The organism is Arthrobacter sp. JUb119, assembly GCF_024807995.1.
Classification (GTDB): Bacteria; Actinomycetota; Actinomycetes; order Actinomycetales; family Micrococcaceae; genus Glutamicibacter.
This window is the reverse complement of sequence record NZ_JANUFE010000005.1, coordinates 71,766-92,076: the sequence shown is the minus strand read 5'-3', so window position 1 is coordinate 92,076 and position 20,311 is coordinate 71,766. Positions and strand designations below refer to the sequence as shown.

Below are 20,311 nucleotides of genomic sequence, written 5' to 3'. Positions count from 1 at the left end.
AGAGAAAGCGGGTGATGGCATGCCGAGGACAATGGATCGGCGGTCAAACGACGACGGAATTTGGTGGAGCCGGTTCCTGCCAGCCAGGCTCCGCCGCATCAAGCGATTGGAAGTGGCTGTCACAGGGATGGTGGCAGTTTTCCTGCTGCTTTTCTATGTGGTCAACCTGGGCAATGATTTCAGCTCTCCGCTCTTCCAGAAGCTGGCGGTAGCCAGGGTTGCCGGGGCGCTGGGGCTGGTGATCGCCGTGTGGTGGATGCTGGATCGTTTTCCGTTGTGGATCGCCTATCTCGGGGCCCTGGCCGAACTGTCGGCCTTCGTGGTCTTCGTGGGTTTTTCGCTAAACCATGAGCAGATCGTCTTCAGGCTCCAGGAATTTCCGCTCATCGCACTGTACATGTCGTGGCTCTTTCCCCCGGCCGTCACCCGGTGGACCATCTACCCGATCATGGCTTTCACGATTCCCTACTCGGTGTTCTTCGGCCCTGCTGTGGGCACCGAGCACCAAAGCGGGCTGTTGAACGTGCTGAGCTTGGTCTTCTTCACCGTCGCCGGGATGTTCGTCGGCCTCTACGTCAAGCGCCGGTTCCGCCAGCAAACCCAGATCGACGCATTGACCGGGGCCTTGAACCGCGTCGGGCTGGCCGTGCGCGGCGATGCCGCCTTGCTCTCCTCCCGGAAATACCGCAGGCCCCTGGCTGTGGCGCTGCTGGACCTGGACGGATTCAAGGAGATCAACGACCAAGGCGGCCACGAAGCCGGGGATCTTGCCTTGAAGCAACTGGTGCGGCATCTGCGCAGTGCCACGCGGGCCGGGGACCTGGTCAGCCGCTTGGGCGGCGATGAATTCGTGCTGGTTTTCCCTAATACGACCCGTGGCCAGGCTCAGGTGCTGATGGAGCGCATCGAGCTTACATCGCCGCTGGCGTGGAGCTTCGGAACGGCAGAAGCCCGCACGGATGACAACTTGAGCACGATGATTCTCCGTGCCGACCGGGACATGTACTCCTCCAAGCGCCTGCGGACGGCCGAACGCGGAAAGAGCGCGGAGGGAAGCTGAGCTCCGTGCCCTAGTTCAGCTTCCCGCCCAGGCGGTCCTGCATCGTCTGGCTGGCCTCGTTCAGGCCGCGGATTTCCACGGTTTTCCCGTAGTTCTGGTACTTGGTGCGGATCGAATCCAGGGCGGCGATGGTCGAGGCGTCCCACAGGTGCGAATCGGACATGTCGATGATGACCTTCTCGGGGTCCTGCGCGTAGTCGAACTGGGTGTACAGGTCGTTCGAGGAGGCGAAGAACAGTTCGCCGTTGACCTTGTACACGGCGGCATCCGGGGTTGCGCTGCGATCCACGGTGACCATATGCGCCACGCGATTGGCGAAAAGCACCATCGCCGAGAGGATGCCCGCCCCCACGCCGATGGCCAGGTTGCTGGTGATCACGGTGAGCGCCACGGTGATGGCCATGACGAAGGTTTCGCTCTTGGGCATCATCTTCAGCGTGCTCGGTCGGATGGAGTGCCAGTCGAAGGTGGTCGCCGAAACCACGATCATCACCGCCACCAGGGCCGCCATCGGAATCTGCGCGACAATGTCGCCGAGCAGCACCGCCAGCAGCAGCATGAAGATGCCGGCGAAGGCGGTGGAGATGCGGGTGCGCCCGCCGGAGACCTTCACGCCCACCATGGTCTGGCCGATCATCGCGCAGCCGCAGATGCCGCCGAAGAAGCCGGTGACGATATTCGCGGTGCCCTGTGCCCAGGACTCGCGGGTCTTGCTCGACGGGGTGTCGGTGATGTCATCGACCAGCTTGGCGGTCAGCAGCGATTCGAGCAGCCCCACGAAGGCCACCGCGATCGCGTAGGGCGCGATGATCTGCAGGGTCTCCATGTCCAGCGGCACCCCGGGCAGGTGGAAGATCGGCAGAGAATCAGGCAGTTCGCCCTTGTCGCCCACGGTCGGAACGGCGACCTTGGCAAAGATGGTGATCGCGGTGAGCACCACGATGGCGATCAGCGGAGCCGGAACCGCCTTGGTGATCTTCGGGAAGAAGCAGACGATGGCCACGCCCAGGATCACCAGCGGGTAGACCATCCACGGGACATTGCGCAGCTCGGGCATCTGCGCCCAGAAAATCGAGATGGCCAGGCCGTTGACGAAGCCGATCATCACCTGGCGCGGGATGAAGCGCAGCAGCTTGGCCACGCCCAGCAGCGCCAGCGATACCTGGATGATGCCGGCCAGGACCACCGTGGCGAAGAGGTATTCCACCCCGTGGGTACGAACCAGCGGGGCGACCACCAGAGCCACCGCGCCGGCAGCTGCCGAAATCATCGCCGGGCGCCCGCCAGTGATCGCGATGACCACCGACATCGTGAAGGACGCGAAGATGCCCACGCGCGGGTCGACTCCGGCGATCACGGTGAAGGCGATGACCTCGGGGATCAGTGCCAGGGAGACTACCAGGCCGGCGAGCAGCTCTGTCTTGAGCAATCGCGGGGACTTCAGGGTGCGTAGCACCGACTGTCGTTGCAGGGGCGTCAGTTCAGCGGTCGCGGTACTCACCGGGGCTCCGTTTCGTCAGATGTCCCAGGGAAGGGAAATTGGGAACCCGTCTACGTTATCGCACCTATGCCCGATTGGGCTCAGGGCTGCAGATCGGACGCAGGCGCTGACCGTCATTCGGGAGGTACGCGCTCGCCGGTTGGGAGAATGAACAGATTGCTCAACAGTCAGAGCCCAGGCCTGGTACTCTCCACGAGGTCTTTACTGAGAAAGCACCGTTTCCTGCCAAATTACGCTGCGGAGCCAATCAATCCACGGTGGGTTGTGGTTACGACTACTGAATGTTCCTATCGACGAGATTTCCATTCCGCTGTCGAAGTTTCGTGGTGACGAGCGGTGCATGCTCGAATCCACATGGAGGAAGGTCGGTACTTTGTTCGCACGGATTTCATCAGTGCTGCGCGGTCCTGCGAATCGTTACTTTGGTGCCGGTGAGGGGTGAATATCAAAACTGCCGTCACAACCCTGCTGTGGGTCTGAGTCGGAGAAATTGAAGCGCACGGTAGGCACAGCCGACTTATTTAACTGCTGAACCAGATCGTATGGCCTCCATCGGCATGCCACATGACCGGAGGCCAAATGCAGTGTCTGAATCACAATATTGAATTGTAGGCTCGATGGCTCGTCTGCTGGTCTGACAGCCGGTTGCATACGGGTCAACCTGTCTCCTTTGGTGCGGCCATCATCACGCTGAGAAGCCACGCCTGGTTTGCCCCCTTTTCACGTTTGGCAACTTCACATACTGGCGTAAGGAACTGTAAGGAACTGGATGCTTATCACAAAAGCTCGCCGACACCGCGAAGGTTTATTTCACCGAGGCTGACTCTGTGCAGATATTGACCCGGTGCTTCTTGCTCAGCGGTGTCCCGACTGCAATATAGGCCTGTAGGCTGTGGGGACTCCATGATTCCGAAGATTGGATTCCCATCGCCATCCTCGTCGTACGGCAATAAAGTAGTATGCGTGAGATACAGAATGCCGCCCCCTGTCAGTTCCATGCCTTCAGTATTCTGGACCTTCCGAGCTTCCCAGCTGACTTGAGTTTCTGGGTACTTTTCCTGAATCTCATAGCATTCACGCTCACTGGCCACGATCGCAATTATTGGCTCTATGTGTTCTAGATCTGGAAACGGGCTGGGTTGTTTACCGTAGACAACGAAAACCATCAGTTCCTCTGAATATTTCGATCTAAGACGATTCTTGATTTTTGTCAGGATATTGCTTAGAGGCGGCATCGAACCCCCTTCTGCACAGGAGCATAAGCATCAGCATAGTAAGTCTTGCCATTGTAGACAATTGTTCCGAGGGTGCGACCTGACCAAGTGGTCGTTTTTGCAGATTTACATGTCAGCGCGTGATTTGTCTGCTGGAAGACAGTCGGGTAGTAGGTGCCATTATGTTTACCAGCTTTTATCTTTTGGGCTGGCTGGCCAATCGCGCGACCTCCCTTGACCCACCACGCAAGCCGCTTAAAACGTGCCGGGGGAAGAATGGTGGATCGCAGTGACTTTCTTGGTGCAATAGGTAGTGGATTTGAAGCCACCCGTCTCGTACTTCCCGGATTTTCTGGTGTGAAAACCTTCGGCCACGATCTTGCAAGGCCCATAGTTAACCTTTGCCATGGTCCCCACGTTGAATCCCGCTTGACGCAGTTCATCCATCATGTTCATTTTGGCTACTGCTTCGGCAGGTGATGCCGCTTCAATGTAGTTGGATTCTGCAGAGGTCTTTTCGGAGAAAAAATCTTTCGTTGAAAGGGCGTATTCCGAGGACTGCTGCAACGTGTAGGTTTCGCCAACCGGAGTTTCAACAGCTTGCGCCGTCCCCGGCGATACAGTCACCAAAGACAATGCAAGGGGTAATGCGACAAAGGAAAATTTCATCATTATGGCCTAAGTCGAATATTAAACATTTAGATATGAATGGGACGTTTTTATTATCGATAGTAGTGTAACCGATTTTCGAGAATCTACCATTGGTCCAAGTCCGCACATGGAATTTAGGTTCCACGGCCGCGGGGTGCGGTTATTAGGAACTTTGGCCATTCTGATACCCCTGGTAGCCCTGATCGCAGCTCTCCTTCCATGCCGTAATCATGATGCCCAAATTCTCCTTCGCACGGTCGATGCCGTTGGTTACGAGATCTTGGGCCGCGCCTTCGTATTTCTCGATGGTTAGACATAAGGTTCTGCTTACAAGGAGCCCATAACCGTCAGCCGGAGCTGCGATTTAGGAGTCAAGCGAAATTAATAGTCACAATTCAGTCACTCCGGATGTTTTTAAGCCCGACGTTAATGCATATAGGACAGGCTCGACTTAGCCCCTCAGCCGACCGATTCACATCGGGGTCACTAAATCAGGTCGCAGATGGCACCTAGATCGTAAGACTTGTGGACGGACCAGGCTGTTGCCGAGGACCGCGGATAAAAGTATTGAGAAATTCAGGACATGATAGCCCCGGGGGGCGAATCGGGGTTAGATTCACGAACGACTTTCAATGCCAAAATGTATACCCTTTTCGATATGTCCATCCATGAAAGCGTGTGTGAGCGGAGCCAAAAGTTGCAGGTGAGCGAGCTGCGATCGACCGGAACAAGTGTTTGCCGAACGTGGGGTATCGTCATGGTAAGTAGTGCCTCCGAGGTGGAACAAGGGCAAGGCGCTATTGAGGCCAGAGGGCGGGTCGTTGATCCAATCTGTTCAATAAAGGGCGAGTAGCTCTGTAGGGCAACTCACTTAAAGTGGGCACCCAACTACCCGACTATCCGCCGGCCGGTTAAAATCGTAACCCCGGCGAATTGCTTTGCCGGGGTTACTCGATCATCACTCGCACCTTCATGAGGTATTTACCACTGTAGGGTGCAAAGCTATGCCGGCGCTGAGCGCCAACTGCAGGTTTGGGGAATTGCTTCAACTCCATGAGGGCGGGCCGCAGGGCCGGCGGACTGCTGGACACGAGCAAAAAGGTTTTGGATACAGAAACTGGCACTGTCGCAAGACCGACAGTGCCAGTTTCTACGTCATCACTCGCACCTTCATGAGGTACTTAATACTCTAGGTTGGCATTCTGTGGATGCGGTAAGCATGCACTGCGCGTAGGCCATGGATCCCTGGAGGTGAACTAGATCTTCTCCGGGGCGGGCTTGGCCAGTGCCGGGATGCACAGGGCGATCAACCCCGCCAGCAAGGAGATTCCCGCACCGAGCCACAGGGTCATGTGGAACCCGGCTTCGGAGGGCAGCACCGTGCCGTGGAAGTCGGTGGTCATCTGGGCCAAAACCAGGCCAATCACTGCCGCACCCGAGGTGGTACCCAGCGAACGCATCAGGGTGTTGAAGCCGTTGGCGGCACCGGTTTCGCTGCGTGGCACTGCGCCCATGATGATGGCTGGCATTGCGCCGTAGGCCAGGGCCACGCCAGAGTTGATGACCAGGCTGGTGATCAGCAGGCCCCAGAGGCTGCCCATGCCAATCTGGCCCACCGCGTAGCCAGCGGACATGATGAAAATACCCAGCACCAGGGTGAACTTTGGGCCCTTGGCGCTGGTCAGTCGACCGCCCACAGGGGAGAGGAAGAGCATCATCAGGCCGGCTGGAGCCATCCAGAGGCCGGCGGCCAGTACGCCCTGCCCCAGTCCGTAGCCTGCCTCGGTAGGCATCTGCAGGATCTGCGGCATCACCAGCGAGCTGGAATACATGCCGAAGCCCACGAAGATCGAGGCGATATTGGTCAACAGCACCCGGGGTATTGCGGCGGTGCGCAGGTCCACCAGCGGTGCACTGGTGCGTAGTTCCCATACTCCCCACAGCAGGAAGACGATGACCGCGCCGATCAGCAGGCTCAGTACCAGCGGGGAAGCCCAGCCCCAGGTGGAGCCCTTGGAAACGCCGAGCATCAGGGCGATCAAGCCGATGGCCAGGCCGATGGCACCAAGCCAATCGAAGCGGGTTTTCGCGCCGATGGTTGGAATTGCCGGAATGAACTTCAAGATCAGTGCGGTCACCACAACGGTAATCGCCGAACCGAAGAAGAACAGCACGCGCCAGGAAGAGAACTCGATCAGCGCTGCGGAGAGCGGCAGGCCGATCGCACCGCCCACACCAAGGGTGGCGGAAACCGTGGCGATGGCTGCCGGCAGATGCGCCTTATCCACGAGGTCGCGCAACATTGCGATACCCAGAGGGATCATGCCTGAACCAAAGCCTTGCAAGGCCCGGCCGATGATCATGACGGTGACATTTGGTGCCAGGGCACAGATGATTCCACCGAGGATCAGCGGGATGGCCAGGATCAGGATCATTCGGCGTTTGCCGAACATATCACCGAGACGACCGGAAATCGGCATCACTACGGCAGCTGCCAGCAGGGTCGCGGTGATGATCCATGCGGTGTTATCCGGTGAGGTGCTGAAGATTCCAGGCAGCTGGGGGATCAGTGGGGCAACCATCGTCTGGGTGAGCGATGAGGCGATGCCTGCCGTGGCGAGGATGCCGACGGCGAGTCCGGATTTCGGATGTCCGGTGGGGGTGGGGTTGGGCACAAGAGCCTTCCGGGATAAATGTGTAAGCTACATACTATATGTATTTTACACATTGGAGAAGTTCGGAATGAAGCGCCATCTGGAACAGATCGAATACGAGCAGCTCATGCTCAGCCGCTACACCATCGCGCAGCAGCGCCAGTTCGGTGGTGTCGATCGCAGCGTGTACCTGCTGATGAGTCGCATTCAGGCCCAGGGTCCGCTGAGTATCGCGGAACTAAGCCACGGGCTGAGGCTGGACAACTCCACCCTGCAACGCCAGGTAACCCATGGAATCGACGATGGCTACCTAGAACGCATCGCAGATCCCGATGGCCATATTGCGCGTAAGATCACGCTGACCGACCTGGGGTTGGCGAAGCTGGAGCATGCCCGCGAAGTAACCCTCCATGCCCTGGATCGAATCCTGAATGAGTGGGAGGCTGAGGATGTTGAGCAGTTCGCCGGCTACCTGCAGCGCTTCAACGCTTCCATCGAGGAGTACCGCGACTCCCAGCGGGACTAATCACGAACTTGGTTAAAGAAAGATTCCCGCCGGGCAATATCCGACGGGAATCCTTACGATCATCACTCGCACCTTCAAGAGGTGTTTTAAACTCTAATGCCGCTTTCTGTGCCATTCCTTTGGCAGAGCTAGCTATTAGCGATGCACTTGAAAAGCATCTGCGAGCCAGACAAATGCACATAAGCAGGCCCCGAACTTCGCTCGAACTACAGTCAAAAGACCATAGGTGCAGGTCTCAAGAGTGCCTAGGCTGATGGGTATGACTTCAACCCAGCATTCGATGCCCTGCAAGGTGGCCATTGTGCCCGACTCCTTCAAGGGAAGTGCCCGCGCCAGCGGGGTAGCCGCGGCCTTGGCACGAGGCTTCAGCAAGGGTGCGGCTAGCCGGTCGCGGGCGGTCGAGATTACCGCGGTGCCCTTCGCCGACGGCGGCGAGGGAACCCTTGAAGCGTTGATCGACACCTGGGGGACCGAGGCGATCGCACTGGAGACCACCGACGCCTTGGGGCGCCCGGTCACCTCCCGGCTGGGGCTTTCGGCCGACGGGAAAATCGCGGTGGTGGAAGCGGCCGAAGCAGCCGGGTTGCCGCAGGTGAGCGACGTGCCACGGCAACCACTGGATGCCACTACCTATGGGTTGGGCACACTGGTATCTCACGCGCTGGACCTAGGGGTCGCCCGGATCATCCTGTGCCTAGGCGGTTCAGCAACCACCGATGGCGGAACGGGTTTGCTCAGCGCACTGGGCGCAAAATTCTTGGACGCCAACGGGGAGCAGCTTCCCGCAGGGGGCGGGGCACTGAACCAGCTGTCGCGGATCGACGTTTCGCAGCTGGATGCCCGGGCCGGGCAGGTTAACTGGCAAATCGCCTGCGATGTCACCAACCCGCTACTGGGCGCCAAGGGTGCGGCTGCGATCTTCGGTCCGCAAAAGGGCGCCAGTGAAAATGATGTCCAGATTCTGGATAAGGGGTTGGCGCAACTGGCCGATGTTTTGGAAGCCAATACCGGCCGGGCACTGCGTGAGCAGCCGGTCATGGGGGCTGCCGGCGGGATTGCGGTGAGCCTAGGGTCCTACTTCGAGGTGGAGCTGGTGCCGGGCTGGGATTTGGTGGCCAAGGTACTTGGTGCCCATGAAATTCTGGCCGACGCTGACCTGGTGATCACCGGTGAAGGCCGGCTGGATGCGCAATCCTTGGACGGCAAGGTAGTTTCCGGGGTGTTGCAGGCTGCCGGTGAACAGGCCGAGGTGATCGTGGTGGCCGGTTCGGTGCAGCTGTCCGATGAGCAGCTGGAGGCCTCGGGAATCCTGGCCGCGTACTCGATTGCGCCAGGTCCGGCCACGCTGGCAGAACTTTCAGCAGACACCATGGAGCTAGCCGAGCGCACAGCTTTCAGCGTGGCCCGAACCTTCCTGCGCTAGGCGCTAGAAAATATCCAGCTTGAGCAGGCCGGCATCCAGAATAATCTTGGCCGAAGCCTCATAGTGGGTTCGCAAGCGCGCAGCCAAGGCAGGTGCATCCCGATCAAGTGCCGCCTGCAGCATGGCCTCATGCTCGGCCTCAACATTTCGGTGCGTGGCACCCTGCGAAGCGGCCGCCCAACGCCGGTAGAGCAAGGTGGAATTGGCCAGGTTGGCCGACAGCTCAAGGATCGGCGGGCAGGCGCATGGAGCCAGCAGCAGCTGATGGAAATCGCGGTGCGCCTTACCCCATTCAGGGGTGAACTGCTCCGGGTTATCTTGTTGCCGGCGCGGTGCCTTGGACAGCCTGTAATGCGTGGCAATCAGCGCGGACTCCCACTCCAGATCCCCGCGGGTGATGGCCAGATTGACCGCCAATTCCTCGGTGACACAGCGCAGCTCAGTCTGATCCTGCAACTGCTGCAGGTTCAGCTCCGGTACGAAAAATCCGCGGTTGGGGATCGCCGCCACCAAACCCTCACCGGAAAGCCGGGTGAGGGATTCGCGGATAACGGTGGTGCTGGTGGAAAAACGCTGGGCCAGATGCGGGGGAGCAAGGCGCTCGCCGGGCATCCACGCGCCATCAAGGATGGCTTCGCGGATGCCGGACAGGGCAGCTTCTGCTGGCCTAGCCACGAGTTCCTTGTTTGGCGGCACCGAAGGTGCGCAGCACGGTGGCCTTGGCGCTGAGCGCTTCCAGAAGTTGGTCGACCTCGCGTGCTGGTGCAATGCCTGCTACATAGTAGTCTGGACGCACCAGCAGTACGGTACCGGTGGCGGTATCGAAGACCCGGTTGATGTCCTTGGCCCTCACGCTATCGCCGTCCTGATTGGTGAAGACCAGCTGGGATCCGGCAGCCACCTCAATGGTGTTCCAGCCGGCCGACAGCAGCTCGTCGAGCATCACAGTGGCGCCATTGACCTCAAGGTTTGGCTGCGGAAGCATGCGACCGGCAAAGTTCTGGGCCAGGTGCGGAACCCCGGAAACCGGTGCGGCGACGGTGCCGGTGGTGTAGTGAGGCTGCTTGAGGAAGCGCATGCCGGTTAGCCAGCGGTTCAGCGGTGGGATGATGCGGGTGCTGGTGACCACGGCATCGCGCACGCGGGTGATCACGGGGTTGGTGTTCATCACTACCCAGCCGATGCGCTTGGAAAGCTTGACCATTTCCTCGGCATGCGGGCGACGCTCGGTTTCGTAGTCATCGATGAGCACTTCGCTTGCTTCACCCTTGATGACCGCGGCCAGGCGCCAAGCAGCACCCACGGCGTCGCGGATGCCGGCGTTCAGCCCCTGCCCTGCGAAGGGCGGCATCAGGTGCGCGGCGTCGCCGGCCAACAGGATGCGTCCCTTGCGGTAGGTGTCGGCGATGCGCTGGTGTGCGGTGTAGACCGCGGCGCGGCGTACGGAGACCACGTTGGTGTCCTGGAATGGTGCGACCAGGGCGGTGATGGATTCGGGGGTGATCATCGCGTCGCCATCTTCGTGATCGAAGAGCATGAATTCATAGCGGCGGCGGCCACCGACCCCGGGGACCACTACGGCCGGGCGCTGCCCGTTGCAGTGGAAGGACGCGAAAGGTTCGGGGTTGCCCGGCACATCCAGCAGATCCACCACGATCCAGCGTTCGGTTTGGGTGGAACCCTGCAGGCCGATGCCCAGTTCGCGGCGGGTGAAGGAGCGACCGCCGTCGCAGGCAAGTACCCATTTGGCTTTGAACTCGAGGGCGGTTTCTTCGCCTTCTGCTACTGCGTAGGGGTTCTGCCCGGTGTCTGCTGCCTTGGAGCTGTTGAATCCGGTGGTGGCTTCGCCGGTGCGGGTGGCGTGCACGATCACGTGGTCGGCATGCTGTTCGATCCTGGTGGCCGCGGTGGCGTAGTGCAGATCCAGGTTCTGGCGCAGTGTGGCGGCCTCGTAGAGCAGGCCTTCCATGATTGGCTGGTCGAACTGGCTCTTGCCGGGCTGACCTAGGCGGGGTGTGCCGGGGCGAACGTCGGCAATGACCTTGCCGCCCAGGCCGAAGTAGCGGGCACCGGTGTCCATGAGCATCTGCGGTCCCAGCTCATCCATGATTCCCAGGTGCGCCATGACGCGCAGGGTTTCATCGGTGGCGCTGATGGCACGTGGCTCATCGCCACTGCCCGGGTTCTTTTCGATCAATGCAACCTGCAGGCCGGTATCTGCCAGCAGGTTGGCGGCGGTCAGGCCGGTGGGACCCGAGCCGATGACCAGGACGTCGATTTCATGAGACTGTGCCACTGCCCGCTACTTCCTTTGTGCTTCGTGTATTAACAGTGCGCGGCTGCGCGTCAGGCGGTGGCGCCGGCGGTGGCCTGTGCACCGGCCAGCAGCGTAGCCTCGTCGGCCACGGTGTTGCGCAGGATGCCCAGGCCGGTGATCTCGACCTCGACGACGTCGCCGTGGTTGATCAGGCCCTCTGGACCGTAGAACAGGCCCACTCCGCCCGGGGTGCCGGTGACGATCACGTCGCCCGGGTTCAGCTGGGTGAAGCCGGTGACGTAGTTGATCAGGGTCGGGATGTCGAAGACCAGGTTGGATACCGGGGCGTTCTGGCGCACTTCGCCGTTTACGCGGGTTTCCAGTACGGCGGTGGTGATGTCGCCCAGATCGGCTGCAGGAACCAGGTACGGTCCGAAGCCGCCGGTGCCCGGGAAGTTCTTGCCCGGGATCCACTGGCTGGCGGCCTTCTGCCAGTCGCGCACCGAGAAGTCGTTGTAGCAGGAGTAGCCGGCGATGTGGTCCCAGGCGTCTTCCTTCTCCACGTGGAAGGCTTCCTTGGAGATGACCAGGGCCATTTCGCCCTCGTAATCGAACTTGGTGGTGGAAGTCGGCTTGACCGCAGGAGCCAGGTGGCCCATCTGCGAGTCGGCGAAGCGGGTGAAGACGGTCGGTGCGGTCTGCCCGGTCTTGCCCGACTCTTCCTGGTGGGCCAGGTAGTTCACGCCGATGCAGATGATCTTGCCCGGGTTGGTCACCGAGGGCAGGAAGTCGATCTCGGCCTCGGCAATGGTTGGCGCGCCGGACAGGTCCAGCTGGGTGCCGAAAATGCCCTTTTCGATCGCGTCGCGGGTATTGGCGGCCAGGTTCTTGCCGGTGGGGCCCAAGTCGTAGACGGTGCCGTCGATGGACACGCCCCAGGTTTCGGTGCCGTCAGCTGCCTTGAAGGATACGTACTGCATGGTGGTGCCTTTCGGGTGCTCTAGATGAAGGTTTTCAGTTCGGTGACAGTGGGAATGCCGAAGGTGCGGAAGTCCTCGGTGCGGCGGTTGGACCACATGTTCCACCAGTTCTCGTCTTCGCCCCAGACAATGGGATCGCGCTCATCGTCGTAGATCTGCTCCAAATCGGTGTAGAGCTCCACGACCGCGCCGGAGGTTTCCACGTAGTAGGCGGCGATATTGTGGCCGGCGCCGTGGCGGACCGGGCCCCAGATCAGTTCGCGGCCGGCCGCGCCCAGGCGGTCGCCGAGCTTGGCGAGGTCGCCGATCGACTGGACCTGCCAGGCGTGGTGGTGGAAGGTACCCTGGCCCTTGATCAGCGCGATGCCGTGGTGATCCGGGTTGCAGCGCATGAAGTAGGCGAAGTCATCCCCGATGACATCCGAGAGGCGGAAGTCGAAGATCCGTCGCAAAAATTCCATCATGCCGCGCACGTCGCGCGGGTGGAAGTTGATGTGGCCGTAGCGGTCCGGGCCGAAGGAAAGCAGGCCGCGGTCGTTGTGCTGCATGCCGGTGTAGACCTCGAAGATCCAGCCTTCGGGGCCGATGAACGAGAAGCCGTCCTGAACGCCGGCGGAGACCGGGGTTTCGGAGACGATTCTGAAGTTCTCGTTGGCTACGCGCTTGCGGATCTCGCGCAGCGCGTCGCCGTTCTGCGCGATCAGGCCCAGGGAGTGGATGCCGTTGACTTCGGACTCGACGTAGGTCAGCTCGTGGTGCACTGAGTTCGCTGCGAGGTAGACCTCGTTGCCGGTGCGTTCGGTGACGCGCAGGCCGAGCAGCTGCGTGGCGTCGAAGATGGATCCTTCGATGTCATTGGTCTGGATGGACACGTGGCCCATTTCCCTGATTAATCCCCAAGCCATGGTGGATCCCTTCTGTAGACGATAAAAATATTATGATCTAGATAATTAGATTATTCACATTAAGTTAGATTGTCTAGTGTTTTCGGAAAAAGACTCGCGCGCCTGCCCAAGTGGACCTGCTGGTCCGCAAGAATAGGCGCGCAAAGACTAGGCCAAGACCGGGCGCCTGGTGCTGAACTGACGCTGAATTTCGCGCTTGATCAGGCCTGTTTCCCCCAGTGCTGTCAGCGATTGAGCACCCTTCTGATGCACAGCAAGAGCGTTATTATCGCTGGTAGCTGCGGTTCCCAGGCGGATAAATGACCCTAGGGCATCACCCAGAACCTTCGCCGTTTGCTCGAAGAGCTCATCGGCCACGCCATCGAGCATCGGGGCATCCTGCCAGCGCTCACGGTTGCCAAAGAGGAACGGCAGCTCTAAGCAGTGGGCCGAACCAGCGTGAGGCAACGGGGAGCGAACTTCGAAGCCCAGGAGCTGCACCTGGATGCCGGCAGCGGCTGCCGCATCGGCCAATTCCACGGCATAGAGTTGAATCTGGTGCAGGCTCATCGCCCTAACCATGAGTGACTTGGCCGTTGCTTGCGGTTCTGCGGCAATCAGTGCGTCGAAGACTTCTTGCGGTTCATTGAAGTTCCCTGCAATAAACCCGCGCACACTATCGAGGGTGAATGCCTGCTCGGGGGCCATGCCAATGAAGGCACTTGCCTCATCGGCGGTGTAGGACAGCAATAGCTGCTTCACATGCAGGCGTTCGACTGCCCGCGCGGTATCAAAAAGATCCGCCGGAACGGACTCATCGGCACTCGGGTAGAGGCCCAAGCCGCGCCCGGCCCAAGCCTGGGCCAGTGCTGTGCCGGCAGCCAAGAGCTGCTCGGTGCTTGCCTCGGCCAAGGCGGTGCCATTAAGCGCCTGGGCCATCACCGCATTGCGTTCCTGCGCCTGGGTTTCACCCATCGGCGGCTGGAAGGACAGCGAACCAACGTAGAGCCTGTCGAACAGTCCACGGGCTGCCTCAAGCTGGGCCAATACGAAGGCCCAGAAGGCACCCGCGGACTGGCCTGCCAGGGTGACTTCTTGCGGGTTGCCACCGAGTTCAGCAATATTGCGCTGTACCCATTCGAGCGCCAAGAGCAGTTCTTCGGGCGGCGTATTCCCGCCGCCCACCTGCTGGTTGTGGGCCAGCAATCCGATGCGGTAGTTGACCACGGCCACCACGCAGTTCTGCTTCTCGGCAAAGTCCTGCGCGTCGTACCAGCGCACGGTGCCGGCGCCGGAAACGAAGCCGCCGCCGGGAAGGAAAACCATCACCGGAAGGTCCTGGGCGCTCTCGGGCGCGAACACCGCAACCTGGAAAGCATCCTCGGACTGCGGCAGTTCCTGCAAGGCAGGGCCCAGCAGCCAGTCGAGCGAACCTGGGGCCTGCGGGAAAATTGCCGGCTGCGCTGCGGTGAGTCCGGTGGCTTCACTGAGCTTGCCGAAGCGCCCGGCGCTGCGCTGCGCGTAGCTGTAAACCCCCATGCCTAGCGGATTTCCGTGTACTGCGACTGGTCGACCGCGCGGGTGATGTTCCAGTACTCGACGATCGGGTAAGGCCAGATCTGCGAGACGCGGCCGAACTTGTTCTTGTACCAGGTGTGCACCTCGGGGTGGCCCCAGGCCTTCTGCGCGTTGGCGGCATCGAGATCCGCCACGAACGCATCGAGCACCTCCTGCTTCAGGTCCAGTGCCTTCAGATCCTTCTCCAGCACAATGTTCAGTGCATCCAGGATGTAGGTCAGGCCGTACTCGATCATCGAGAACAGCGAGCCGTTGACCACATGCCCGGTATTCGGTCCGGAAACGATGAACAGGTTCGGGAAACCCGGCACGGTGGCCCCGGCAAAGGCGGTGGCGTTGCCGCCCCAGTATTCGTGGATGTCCTTGCCCTCGCGGCCGGTGATGCGCAGCGGCTCGAGGAACTCGGAAGCCTGGAAGCCGGTGGCGTAGATGATGACGTCCAGCTCGTGCAGGGTGCCGTCGCCATCGATGATCCCGGCCTCGGTCATTTCGCTCATGCCCGAGGTGACCAGGGTGGTCTGCGGCTTCTTCAGGCTCTTGGCCCACACGCCGTTATCGCGCAGCATGCGCTTGCCGCCCACGATGTAGTCCGGGGTGACCTTGGCCAGCAGGTCCGGGCGATCGGCGTACTGCTCCTTGAGCATCTCGGTCAGCTGCTGGCGCACGCGCTCGTTGACCGCGGACACTGAACCTTCCTTGGTCCAGTTAGGATCCGCGGCGGTGGTGTGCTGGCGGCCCTCGACGCCCAGCCAGTGCTGCCAGAAGCGCAGCCACTGGCCGTACTGCGGCAGGTGCTCGACTAGCCAGGTCACCGATTCGGGCATGTCCTCGTAGTAGAACGGGGTAGGCAGCATCCAAGGGGAGGAGCGCTGGAAGATCTTGAGCTCTTCGACCTCGTCCACGATGGCTGGGACGATCTGGTAGGCGCTGGCGCCGGTGCCGATGACGGCAACCTTCTTGCCCTTCAAATCGATGCCCGGCTTCCATTCGGCCGAATGCACGTGGACGCCGGCGAACGTGTCGTGGCCCGGGGTATCGGGGAACTTCGGGCGGTCCAGCTGGCCGACGGCGGTCAGGACGGCATTGAAGCGGCGTTCCTGGACTTCGCCGCCGTCCACGATCATGGACAGCACCCAGCGTCCGTCTTCTTCATCCCAGGTAGCCGAAAGCACCTCGGTGCCCATCTGGATGTTCTGCGTGATGCCGCCGCGTTCCGCGACGTCGCGGGTGTATTTGTGGATCTCGGGGCCTTCGGAGAACTGCTGGGGCCAGTCATCGCGCTGCGCGAAGGAAAATGAATAGGCGTAGTTGGGGGTATCGAGGCGCACGCCCGGGTAGGTGTTCTTCCACCAGGTACCGCCGACTTCGTGGCCCTTCTCGAAGACGGTGTAGTCCAGGCCGGCCTGCTTCAGCCGGTAAGCGGCGGCCATGCCGGCCACGCCCGAGCCGATGACTGCCACGGTGAAGTCGCGGGTGGGAGCAACCTGTTCCTTGGTGAAGGCCGGTGCGCCGCTCACTTCGGGAACCAATGCCATGTCGTGCTTGAGCATCTGGTGGTAATCGGTGGTGGCCTGGTTGGTGATCCAGTCCAGGATCGTGGTGGCCTGCTCGTCGTCCAGGGTCTCCACCGAGGTGATTTTTTCATCGCGGATCCGGCGCAGTGCTTGGAAGGCCAATTCGCGGGCCGCTTCCTGAGCTGCGGCGTCCATGCCACCGTGCGGCTGGCCCACGGTGTCAACCGGCGGCTGCGGTGGACGCAGCTCATCACGAAGGATCGAGTAATCGCCGGTTGCCGCGGCCAGGGCCACCATCAGTGGCGGCAGGTCGGTGCTTGCAACGATCTTGCGCAGCTGCTCGTCGCTTTCGGTGATAGCAGAGTAGTTTGCGCGCCAGTACAGGTCATCTACCTGTTTGGTGGCGGCGGTCTCGATCAGTGATTCGCTCATTGGTTACTCCTAGCAAGTCTTTTCGGGCCGTGCGCGACAGGGTCTGGCAGGCGCGTGATGTAACCAGTGTCACCTCTTGGTTATGCATAAGTCAACTAAAAATGTATTCTTTGCCGACTTTGGTATGATTTGTGTCATGGCGAAACGCACCGATTCAGAGACGATGTCAAAGCACATCCGCGACACCCTGCGCACCGATATCCTGGATGGGCGCTGGGAACCAGGTGCCCGGCTGCAGCTCACGCATCTTTCTGAGCATTACGAAACCTCCAGTACGGTCATTCGCGAAGCGTTGACCCGGCTGGTGGGGGACAAGCTCGTCACCCTTCGCCCCAACAAGGGCTTCTTTGTCCCGGAACTGTCGTTGGCCGACTTGAGCGACATCGTGGAGATGCGCTGCGTCAACGAGCAGCTGGCAATTTCGCTGGGCTTCGAACGTGCGCCATTGGAGTGGGAGAGCGAGCTGATGGCAGCGCACCACACCCTGGAGCGCACGCCGCGCCGTTCGGACGAAGACCCGGATAACCACACCCCGGCATGGAATCACGCGCATCAGAACTTCCATGACAAGCTCGTTGAGGCCTGTGGTGTTCCGCTGCTGACCGAGGTGACTCGCACCCTGTCTGACCTGATCCAGCTCTATGGACGCTGGGCCGGCCCGGCCACCCGTGACGCCAAGCGGGACCTGGACAAGGAGCATCGCGATATCCTCAACGCCGCCCTGGACCGCAATGCGGAACTGGCTGGCCAGCTATTGCGCGCGCACTACGAAACCACGCTCAGTGCGGTGAAAAACGGTGGCGAGGTCGGGCTAGCCTGCTTGCCGCACGTGAAGCTGCTCAAGTAGCCAGAACCTTCGTGGGCATTCCCACGCCCAGACCCTGACCCGGATTGCTGCAGCGGGAACATTTCCGACTGGTTCCGGAGCCGGCGCAAGCGCAGTTTCCATCATGATGCTGCACGCATCCGGGCTCTATCCCGGCAGTGTTTTGGCAACGCGGATGGCCGGCAAGCCTGTTTTGCGGCGCTATCAAGGCAAGAGCTGGGTCGCCGCTTTTCGCAGCGACCCAGCTTAAGAAGCCAGAATGGGAGTTCAGTAGCGTGAATGCTTTCGTTCAAGGAACTGATTGCGCAAGGAATTGATAGCCTGGAGTGCCTGGCCCTCGCCGGTGTACACCGATGAATACGGGCCCAAGGGCATACGCATGAATAACGTGCTTCCCGGCTTCACCAAGGAAGACCCGAGCACGGTTCCTGAAGCATGGGTCCAGAAGATTCCATTGCGCCGTGCTGCCAGCACCACCGAGATTGCCAAGGCCGTGCGCTTCTTGGCCAGCGACGAGTCAAGCTACATGACCGGACAGAACGTTCGCGTTGACGGTGGCTTTGCGCGCGGTCTCTAGCAGCGGCGTGGATGCGGATGCTGGCGGGAACGAAACTAGTGCCAGCAGGAGATTATTTCTTTTTGCCCGATGCCAGAGCCCGCTTTTTCAGTTGGCGGCGTTCGCGTGCATCTTCGATGAATAGCTCGCATACAAGGAGAACTGCGCCAGCGCCGACCATGATGAAAAATACTCGGATGCCTTCTGCCGGTGAATCAAAGATACTGCTCAGAAGTCCTGACATCAGAGCTGTTGGCACTGCGATCAGAATCAGAACCACGATAGCGATGAGGATCGCAAATGCACGCTTGGACAGGGACTGGAAGAAGTCTTTCACTTAACTGCTCCTCTGGCGCTCATGCGGGATTCGTCGGTTTGCATATGCTCAATACCAGTGTGATCACGATTGCGCGTTGTGCCCGATCTTCTCCACTTTATATCAATGGTTCATTAAATCAACGCATGTAAAAAATGGAATGTGCTGTACTTTCCTAGCATCTTCCGAGCTGGCGGGGGCGTATGCCCAATTCTCTGCCGATGCTAATTCCGGGGAAGAGCCATATGAAAATCCCCCCACTGCCTATTGCGGTGAGGGGATCATGCGTGGCTCAAGGCACGGGCTTGGGGCTAGACGCTGGAGCGCTGATCGCGGAAGCGCGCAGGCCAGACGCCCTGTTTGCCAGGGGCCAGGATCCCCGCCGGATCCAGTGCATCCTTGATCTTCTCCTGCAGGCGGCGTGCTGCGTTGTCGTTGAAGTCGAAGCCGTCGGCAATGCGGTCCATGTAGTCCACGTGGCTGCGGTACGGTGCGTAGCCGCGGGCGCGGGCCGCATCGAGCAGCTCGGAGTACAGGGCGCGCGCACGGGCGAGCATCTCCTGGTTGCCGCGCTCGAAGAAGATCATGGTCACGTGAACCATATGCCGGGGGTACAGGTGGTACCCGATGTACAGGTCGAAGCCGTGCTTCGCGTAGAGCTTCTTGGCTTCCTGGTAGAACTCGGCCACGAGTTCGCCGCGGGCCGGGATGATCGGCGCCGCGTCGATGTGTCCGCCGTTTTCAGCGGCCCAGCCCACGGTGGACAGCGGCTTCAAGGTCGGGACGCCGGCCATCTGGGTGCGGTCCTGGGCGGCGATGTCCTCATGCTGCAAGGCCAAGCCTTCTTCTCCCGAGTAGAACCGGGCGTCAACGCGGGCACCGGGGATCACGCTGATCCTGTCCTTGACGATTTGCAGGCGGCGTTCGCACAGTTCGCGGTCGCCGTAGAAGGCGAACTTGCAGTTCCACTGGCCAATGCCGAATTCCTGGCGCATTTCTTCCAGGCGCCAGTCGGGAATGGAACCTTCGCCATCCCAGAAGTCGGCGCGCGATCCGCGCATGGTTGCCGCGCGCACCACATTGCCGCAGAGGGCATTGTTCTGGATGATTTCCTCGCGGCGCAAGGTGGTGAGGATGTCGATCAGTTGCGGCAGGTGCGCCTCGTCGTCGACGAAAATATCGCCATTGACGTAGGTGTGCGGTGCCGGCATCAGCCACAGTCCGACCTGGGTAACCACGCCGTAGTTGGACTGGGTGAACAGTCCGTCCAAGGTCGGGCCGAAGCCGCCCTGGAAGATCGGGCCCAGCTCGGTGCCGTCCATCGCGCCCATGCCGGTGCGGACCAGATCGCCGTCGGGCATGACCACTTCCATGCCGCACAAGGACTTCACGTGGTCGCCCAGCGGGGTCATGCCGTAGCCGCGGTCGAGCATATTGCCCATGACCGAGCCCCAGCCCAAGGCCGGAACCGACATCCAGACCTTCAGGCCGCGTTCCTTGATGTATTCGAAGAGATCGAAGAAGGTGACGCCGGGCTCCACCACGGCGTAGCACAGCCGGTCATCGACCGCGATGATGCGGTTCATGCGGCTCAAATCCAGCGCCACCATCCCGGTATCGCGTGGTTCGGGGCCGCCATAGCCCAGGTTCTTGCCGCAGGAGAAGGTCCACAACGGTACCTCGTGCTCGGTGGCCAGCTTGACGATGGCCTGCACTTCCTCGGTGCTAGCCGGGCGGATGCCGGGCCAAGGGGTACGGCCCGGGTTCAGCGGGTAGGGATCCAAGTAGCCCTCGGAATCTCCCAAGGAAACAACGTTTTCTGCGCCAACGATTTCCTTGGCTGCCTCAAGAAATTCTTCACGACGATCCATGATTCACCCTTCCACTGGCCATCGGCGAACGCCGCGGCCCCACTGTCTTAATCTAAAAAACTTGCTTT

At 60.6% G+C, this 20,311-nt stretch carries 17 protein-coding genes; 5 read left to right on the top strand and 12 right to left on the bottom strand.

The window, feature by feature from the left end; translation table 11 throughout:
- Window positions 1-31 precede the first annotated feature (31 nt).
- Window positions 32-1,060 carry a GGDEF domain-containing protein gene (locus M2368_RS13625; protein WP_498724597.1) on the top strand — a complete coding sequence of 343 codons (1,029 nt, stop codon included), beginning with the start codon at window positions 32-34 and terminating at the stop codon, window positions 1,058-1,060.
- A gap of 10 nt (window positions 1,061-1,070) precedes the next feature.
- Here M2368_RS13625 and M2368_RS13620 read toward each other — a convergent pair whose 3' ends face one another.
- From M2368_RS13620 to M2368_RS13605, 4 genes are all read right to left on the bottom strand, one after another.
- The gene (locus M2368_RS13620) at window positions 1,071-2,561 is read right to left on the bottom strand and encodes a SulP family inorganic anion transporter (RefSeq protein ID WP_426735956.1); all 1,491 of its coding nucleotides are present in this window, start codon (window positions 2,559-2,561) and stop codon (window positions 1,071-1,073) included.
- A 776-nt stretch (window positions 2,562-3,337) separates the two neighbouring features.
- The gene (locus M2368_RS13615; protein WP_133833883.1) at window positions 3,338-3,796 is read right to left on the bottom strand and encodes a hypothetical protein; all 459 of its coding nucleotides are present in this window, start codon (window positions 3,794-3,796) and stop codon (window positions 3,338-3,340) included.
- 234 nt (window positions 3,797-4,030) lie between these two features.
- Window positions 4,031-4,447 (bottom strand): hypothetical protein, encoded by a 417-nt coding sequence (locus M2368_RS13610; protein ID WP_426735958.1) that lies wholly within the window; start codon window positions 4,445-4,447, stop codon window positions 4,031-4,033.
- A gap of 1,235 nt (window positions 4,448-5,682) precedes the next feature.
- The gene (locus M2368_RS13605; protein WP_426735959.1) at window positions 5,683-7,101 is read right to left on the bottom strand and encodes an MFS transporter; all 1,419 of its coding nucleotides are present in this window, start codon (window positions 7,099-7,101) and stop codon (window positions 5,683-5,685) included.
- A 67-nt stretch (window positions 7,102-7,168) separates the two neighbouring features.
- Between M2368_RS13605 and M2368_RS13600 the strand changes: the two genes are divergently transcribed.
- Window positions 7,169-7,606, top strand: a complete 438-nt coding sequence (locus M2368_RS13600; protein WP_105656474.1) for a MarR family winged helix-turn-helix transcriptional regulator — start codon at window positions 7,169-7,171, stop codon at window positions 7,604-7,606.
- Between the two features lie 259 nt (window positions 7,607-7,865).
- Window positions 7,866-9,029 carry a glycerate kinase gene (locus tag M2368_RS13595; protein WP_498724596.1) on the top strand — a complete coding sequence of 388 codons (1,164 nt, stop codon included), beginning with the start codon at window positions 7,866-7,868 and terminating at the stop codon, window positions 9,027-9,029.
- A 3-nt stretch (window positions 9,030-9,032) separates the two neighbouring features.
- On the opposite strand, the gene M2368_RS13590 is transcribed toward M2368_RS13595, so the two are convergent.
- From M2368_RS13590 to M2368_RS13565, 6 genes are all read right to left on the bottom strand, one after another.
- On the bottom strand, window positions 9,033-9,704 hold the full coding sequence (locus M2368_RS13590) for a GntR family transcriptional regulator (protein WP_105662279.1): 672 nt from the start codon (window positions 9,702-9,704) through the stop codon (window positions 9,033-9,035).
- Window positions 9,697-11,325, bottom strand: a complete 1,629-nt coding sequence (locus M2368_RS13585) for an FAD-dependent monooxygenase (RefSeq protein ID WP_498724595.1) — start codon at window positions 11,323-11,325, stop codon at window positions 9,697-9,699. The genes M2368_RS13590 and M2368_RS13585 overlap by 8 nt, the downstream gene beginning before the upstream one ends.
- Before the next feature lie 50 nt (window positions 11,326-11,375).
- On the bottom strand, window positions 11,376-12,266 hold the full coding sequence (locus M2368_RS13580; protein ID WP_498724594.1) for a fumarylacetoacetate hydrolase family protein: 891 nt from the start codon (window positions 12,264-12,266) through the stop codon (window positions 11,376-11,378).
- 20 nt (window positions 12,267-12,286) lie between these two features.
- Entirely contained in the window at window positions 12,287-13,171 is an 885-nt protein-coding gene (locus M2368_RS13575) for a VOC family protein (protein ID WP_332498763.1), read from the bottom strand.
- A 147-nt stretch (window positions 13,172-13,318) separates the two neighbouring features.
- Window positions 13,319-14,689, bottom strand: a complete 1,371-nt coding sequence (locus tag M2368_RS13570) for a carboxylesterase family protein (RefSeq protein WP_498724593.1) — start codon at window positions 14,687-14,689, stop codon at window positions 13,319-13,321.
- 2 nt (window positions 14,690-14,691) lie between these two features.
- Window positions 14,692-16,674, bottom strand: a complete 1,983-nt coding sequence (locus tag M2368_RS13565) for a flavin-containing monooxygenase (protein WP_498724592.1) — start codon at window positions 16,672-16,674, stop codon at window positions 14,692-14,694.
- 136 nt (window positions 16,675-16,810) lie between these two features.
- Here M2368_RS13565 and M2368_RS13560 point away from each other — a divergent pair, with 136 nt between their 5' ends.
- Window positions 16,811-17,521 (top strand): GntR family transcriptional regulator, encoded by a 711-nt coding sequence (locus tag M2368_RS13560; RefSeq protein WP_166650759.1) that lies wholly within the window; start codon window positions 16,811-16,813, stop codon window positions 17,519-17,521.
- A 280-nt stretch (window positions 17,522-17,801) separates the two neighbouring features.
- On the top strand, window positions 17,802-18,077 hold the full coding sequence (locus M2368_RS13555) for an SDR family oxidoreductase (RefSeq protein ID WP_402735450.1): 276 nt from the start codon (window positions 17,802-17,804) through the stop codon (window positions 18,075-18,077).
- A 52-nt stretch (window positions 18,078-18,129) separates the two neighbouring features.
- On the opposite strand, the gene M2368_RS13550 is transcribed toward M2368_RS13555, so the two are convergent.
- Both M2368_RS13550 and M2368_RS13545 read right to left on the bottom strand, forming a co-directional pair.
- Window positions 18,130-18,393 carry a hypothetical protein gene (locus M2368_RS13550; protein ID WP_105662284.1) on the bottom strand — a complete coding sequence of 88 codons (264 nt, stop codon included), beginning with the start codon at window positions 18,391-18,393 and terminating at the stop codon, window positions 18,130-18,132.
- Between the two features lie 290 nt (window positions 18,394-18,683).
- Window positions 18,684-20,243 carry an FAD-binding oxidoreductase gene (locus M2368_RS13545; protein ID WP_105662285.1) on the bottom strand — a complete coding sequence of 520 codons (1,560 nt, stop codon included), beginning with the start codon at window positions 20,241-20,243 and terminating at the stop codon, window positions 18,684-18,686.
- Window positions 20,244-20,311 lie beyond the last annotated feature (68 nt).

What these genes read in the sequence shown, in the direction of transcription:
- M2368_RS13565 (WP_498724592.1), bottom strand. Translation starts at nt 16,674, where the DNA reads ATGAGCGAATCACTGATCGAGACCGCCGCCACCAAACAGGTAGATGAC.
- M2368_RS13595 (WP_498724596.1), top strand. Translation starts at nt 7,866, where the DNA reads ATGACTTCAACCCAGCATTCGATGCCCTGCAAGGTGGCCATTGTGCCC.
- M2368_RS13575 (WP_332498763.1), bottom strand. Translation starts at nt 13,171, where the DNA reads ATGGCTTGGGGATTAATCAGGGAAATGGGCCACGTGTCCATCCAGACC.
- M2368_RS13610 (WP_426735958.1), bottom strand. Translation starts at nt 4,447, where the DNA reads ATGATGAAATTTTCCTTTGTCGCATTACCCCTTGCATTGTCTTTGGTG.
- M2368_RS13625 (WP_498724597.1), top strand. Translation starts at nt 32, where the DNA reads ATGGATCGGCGGTCAAACGACGACGGAATTTGGTGGAGCCGGTTCCTG.
- M2368_RS13615 (WP_133833883.1), bottom strand. Translation starts at nt 3,796, where the DNA reads ATGCCGCCTCTAAGCAATATCCTGACAAAAATCAAGAATCGTCTTAGA.
- M2368_RS13580 (WP_498724594.1), bottom strand. Translation starts at nt 12,266, where the DNA reads ATGCAGTACGTATCCTTCAAGGCAGCTGACGGCACCGAAACCTGGGGC.
- M2368_RS13600 (WP_105656474.1), top strand. Translation starts at nt 7,169, where the DNA reads ATGAAGCGCCATCTGGAACAGATCGAATACGAGCAGCTCATGCTCAGC.
- M2368_RS13545 (WP_105662285.1), bottom strand. Translation starts at nt 20,243, where the DNA reads ATGGATCGTCGTGAAGAATTTCTTGAGGCAGCCAAGGAAATCGTTGGC.
- M2368_RS13560 (WP_166650759.1), top strand. Translation starts at nt 16,811, where the DNA reads ATGGCGAAACGCACCGATTCAGAGACGATGTCAAAGCACATCCGCGAC.
- M2368_RS13570 (WP_498724593.1), bottom strand. Translation starts at nt 14,689, where the DNA reads ATGGGGGTTTACAGCTACGCGCAGCGCAGCGCCGGGCGCTTCGGCAAG.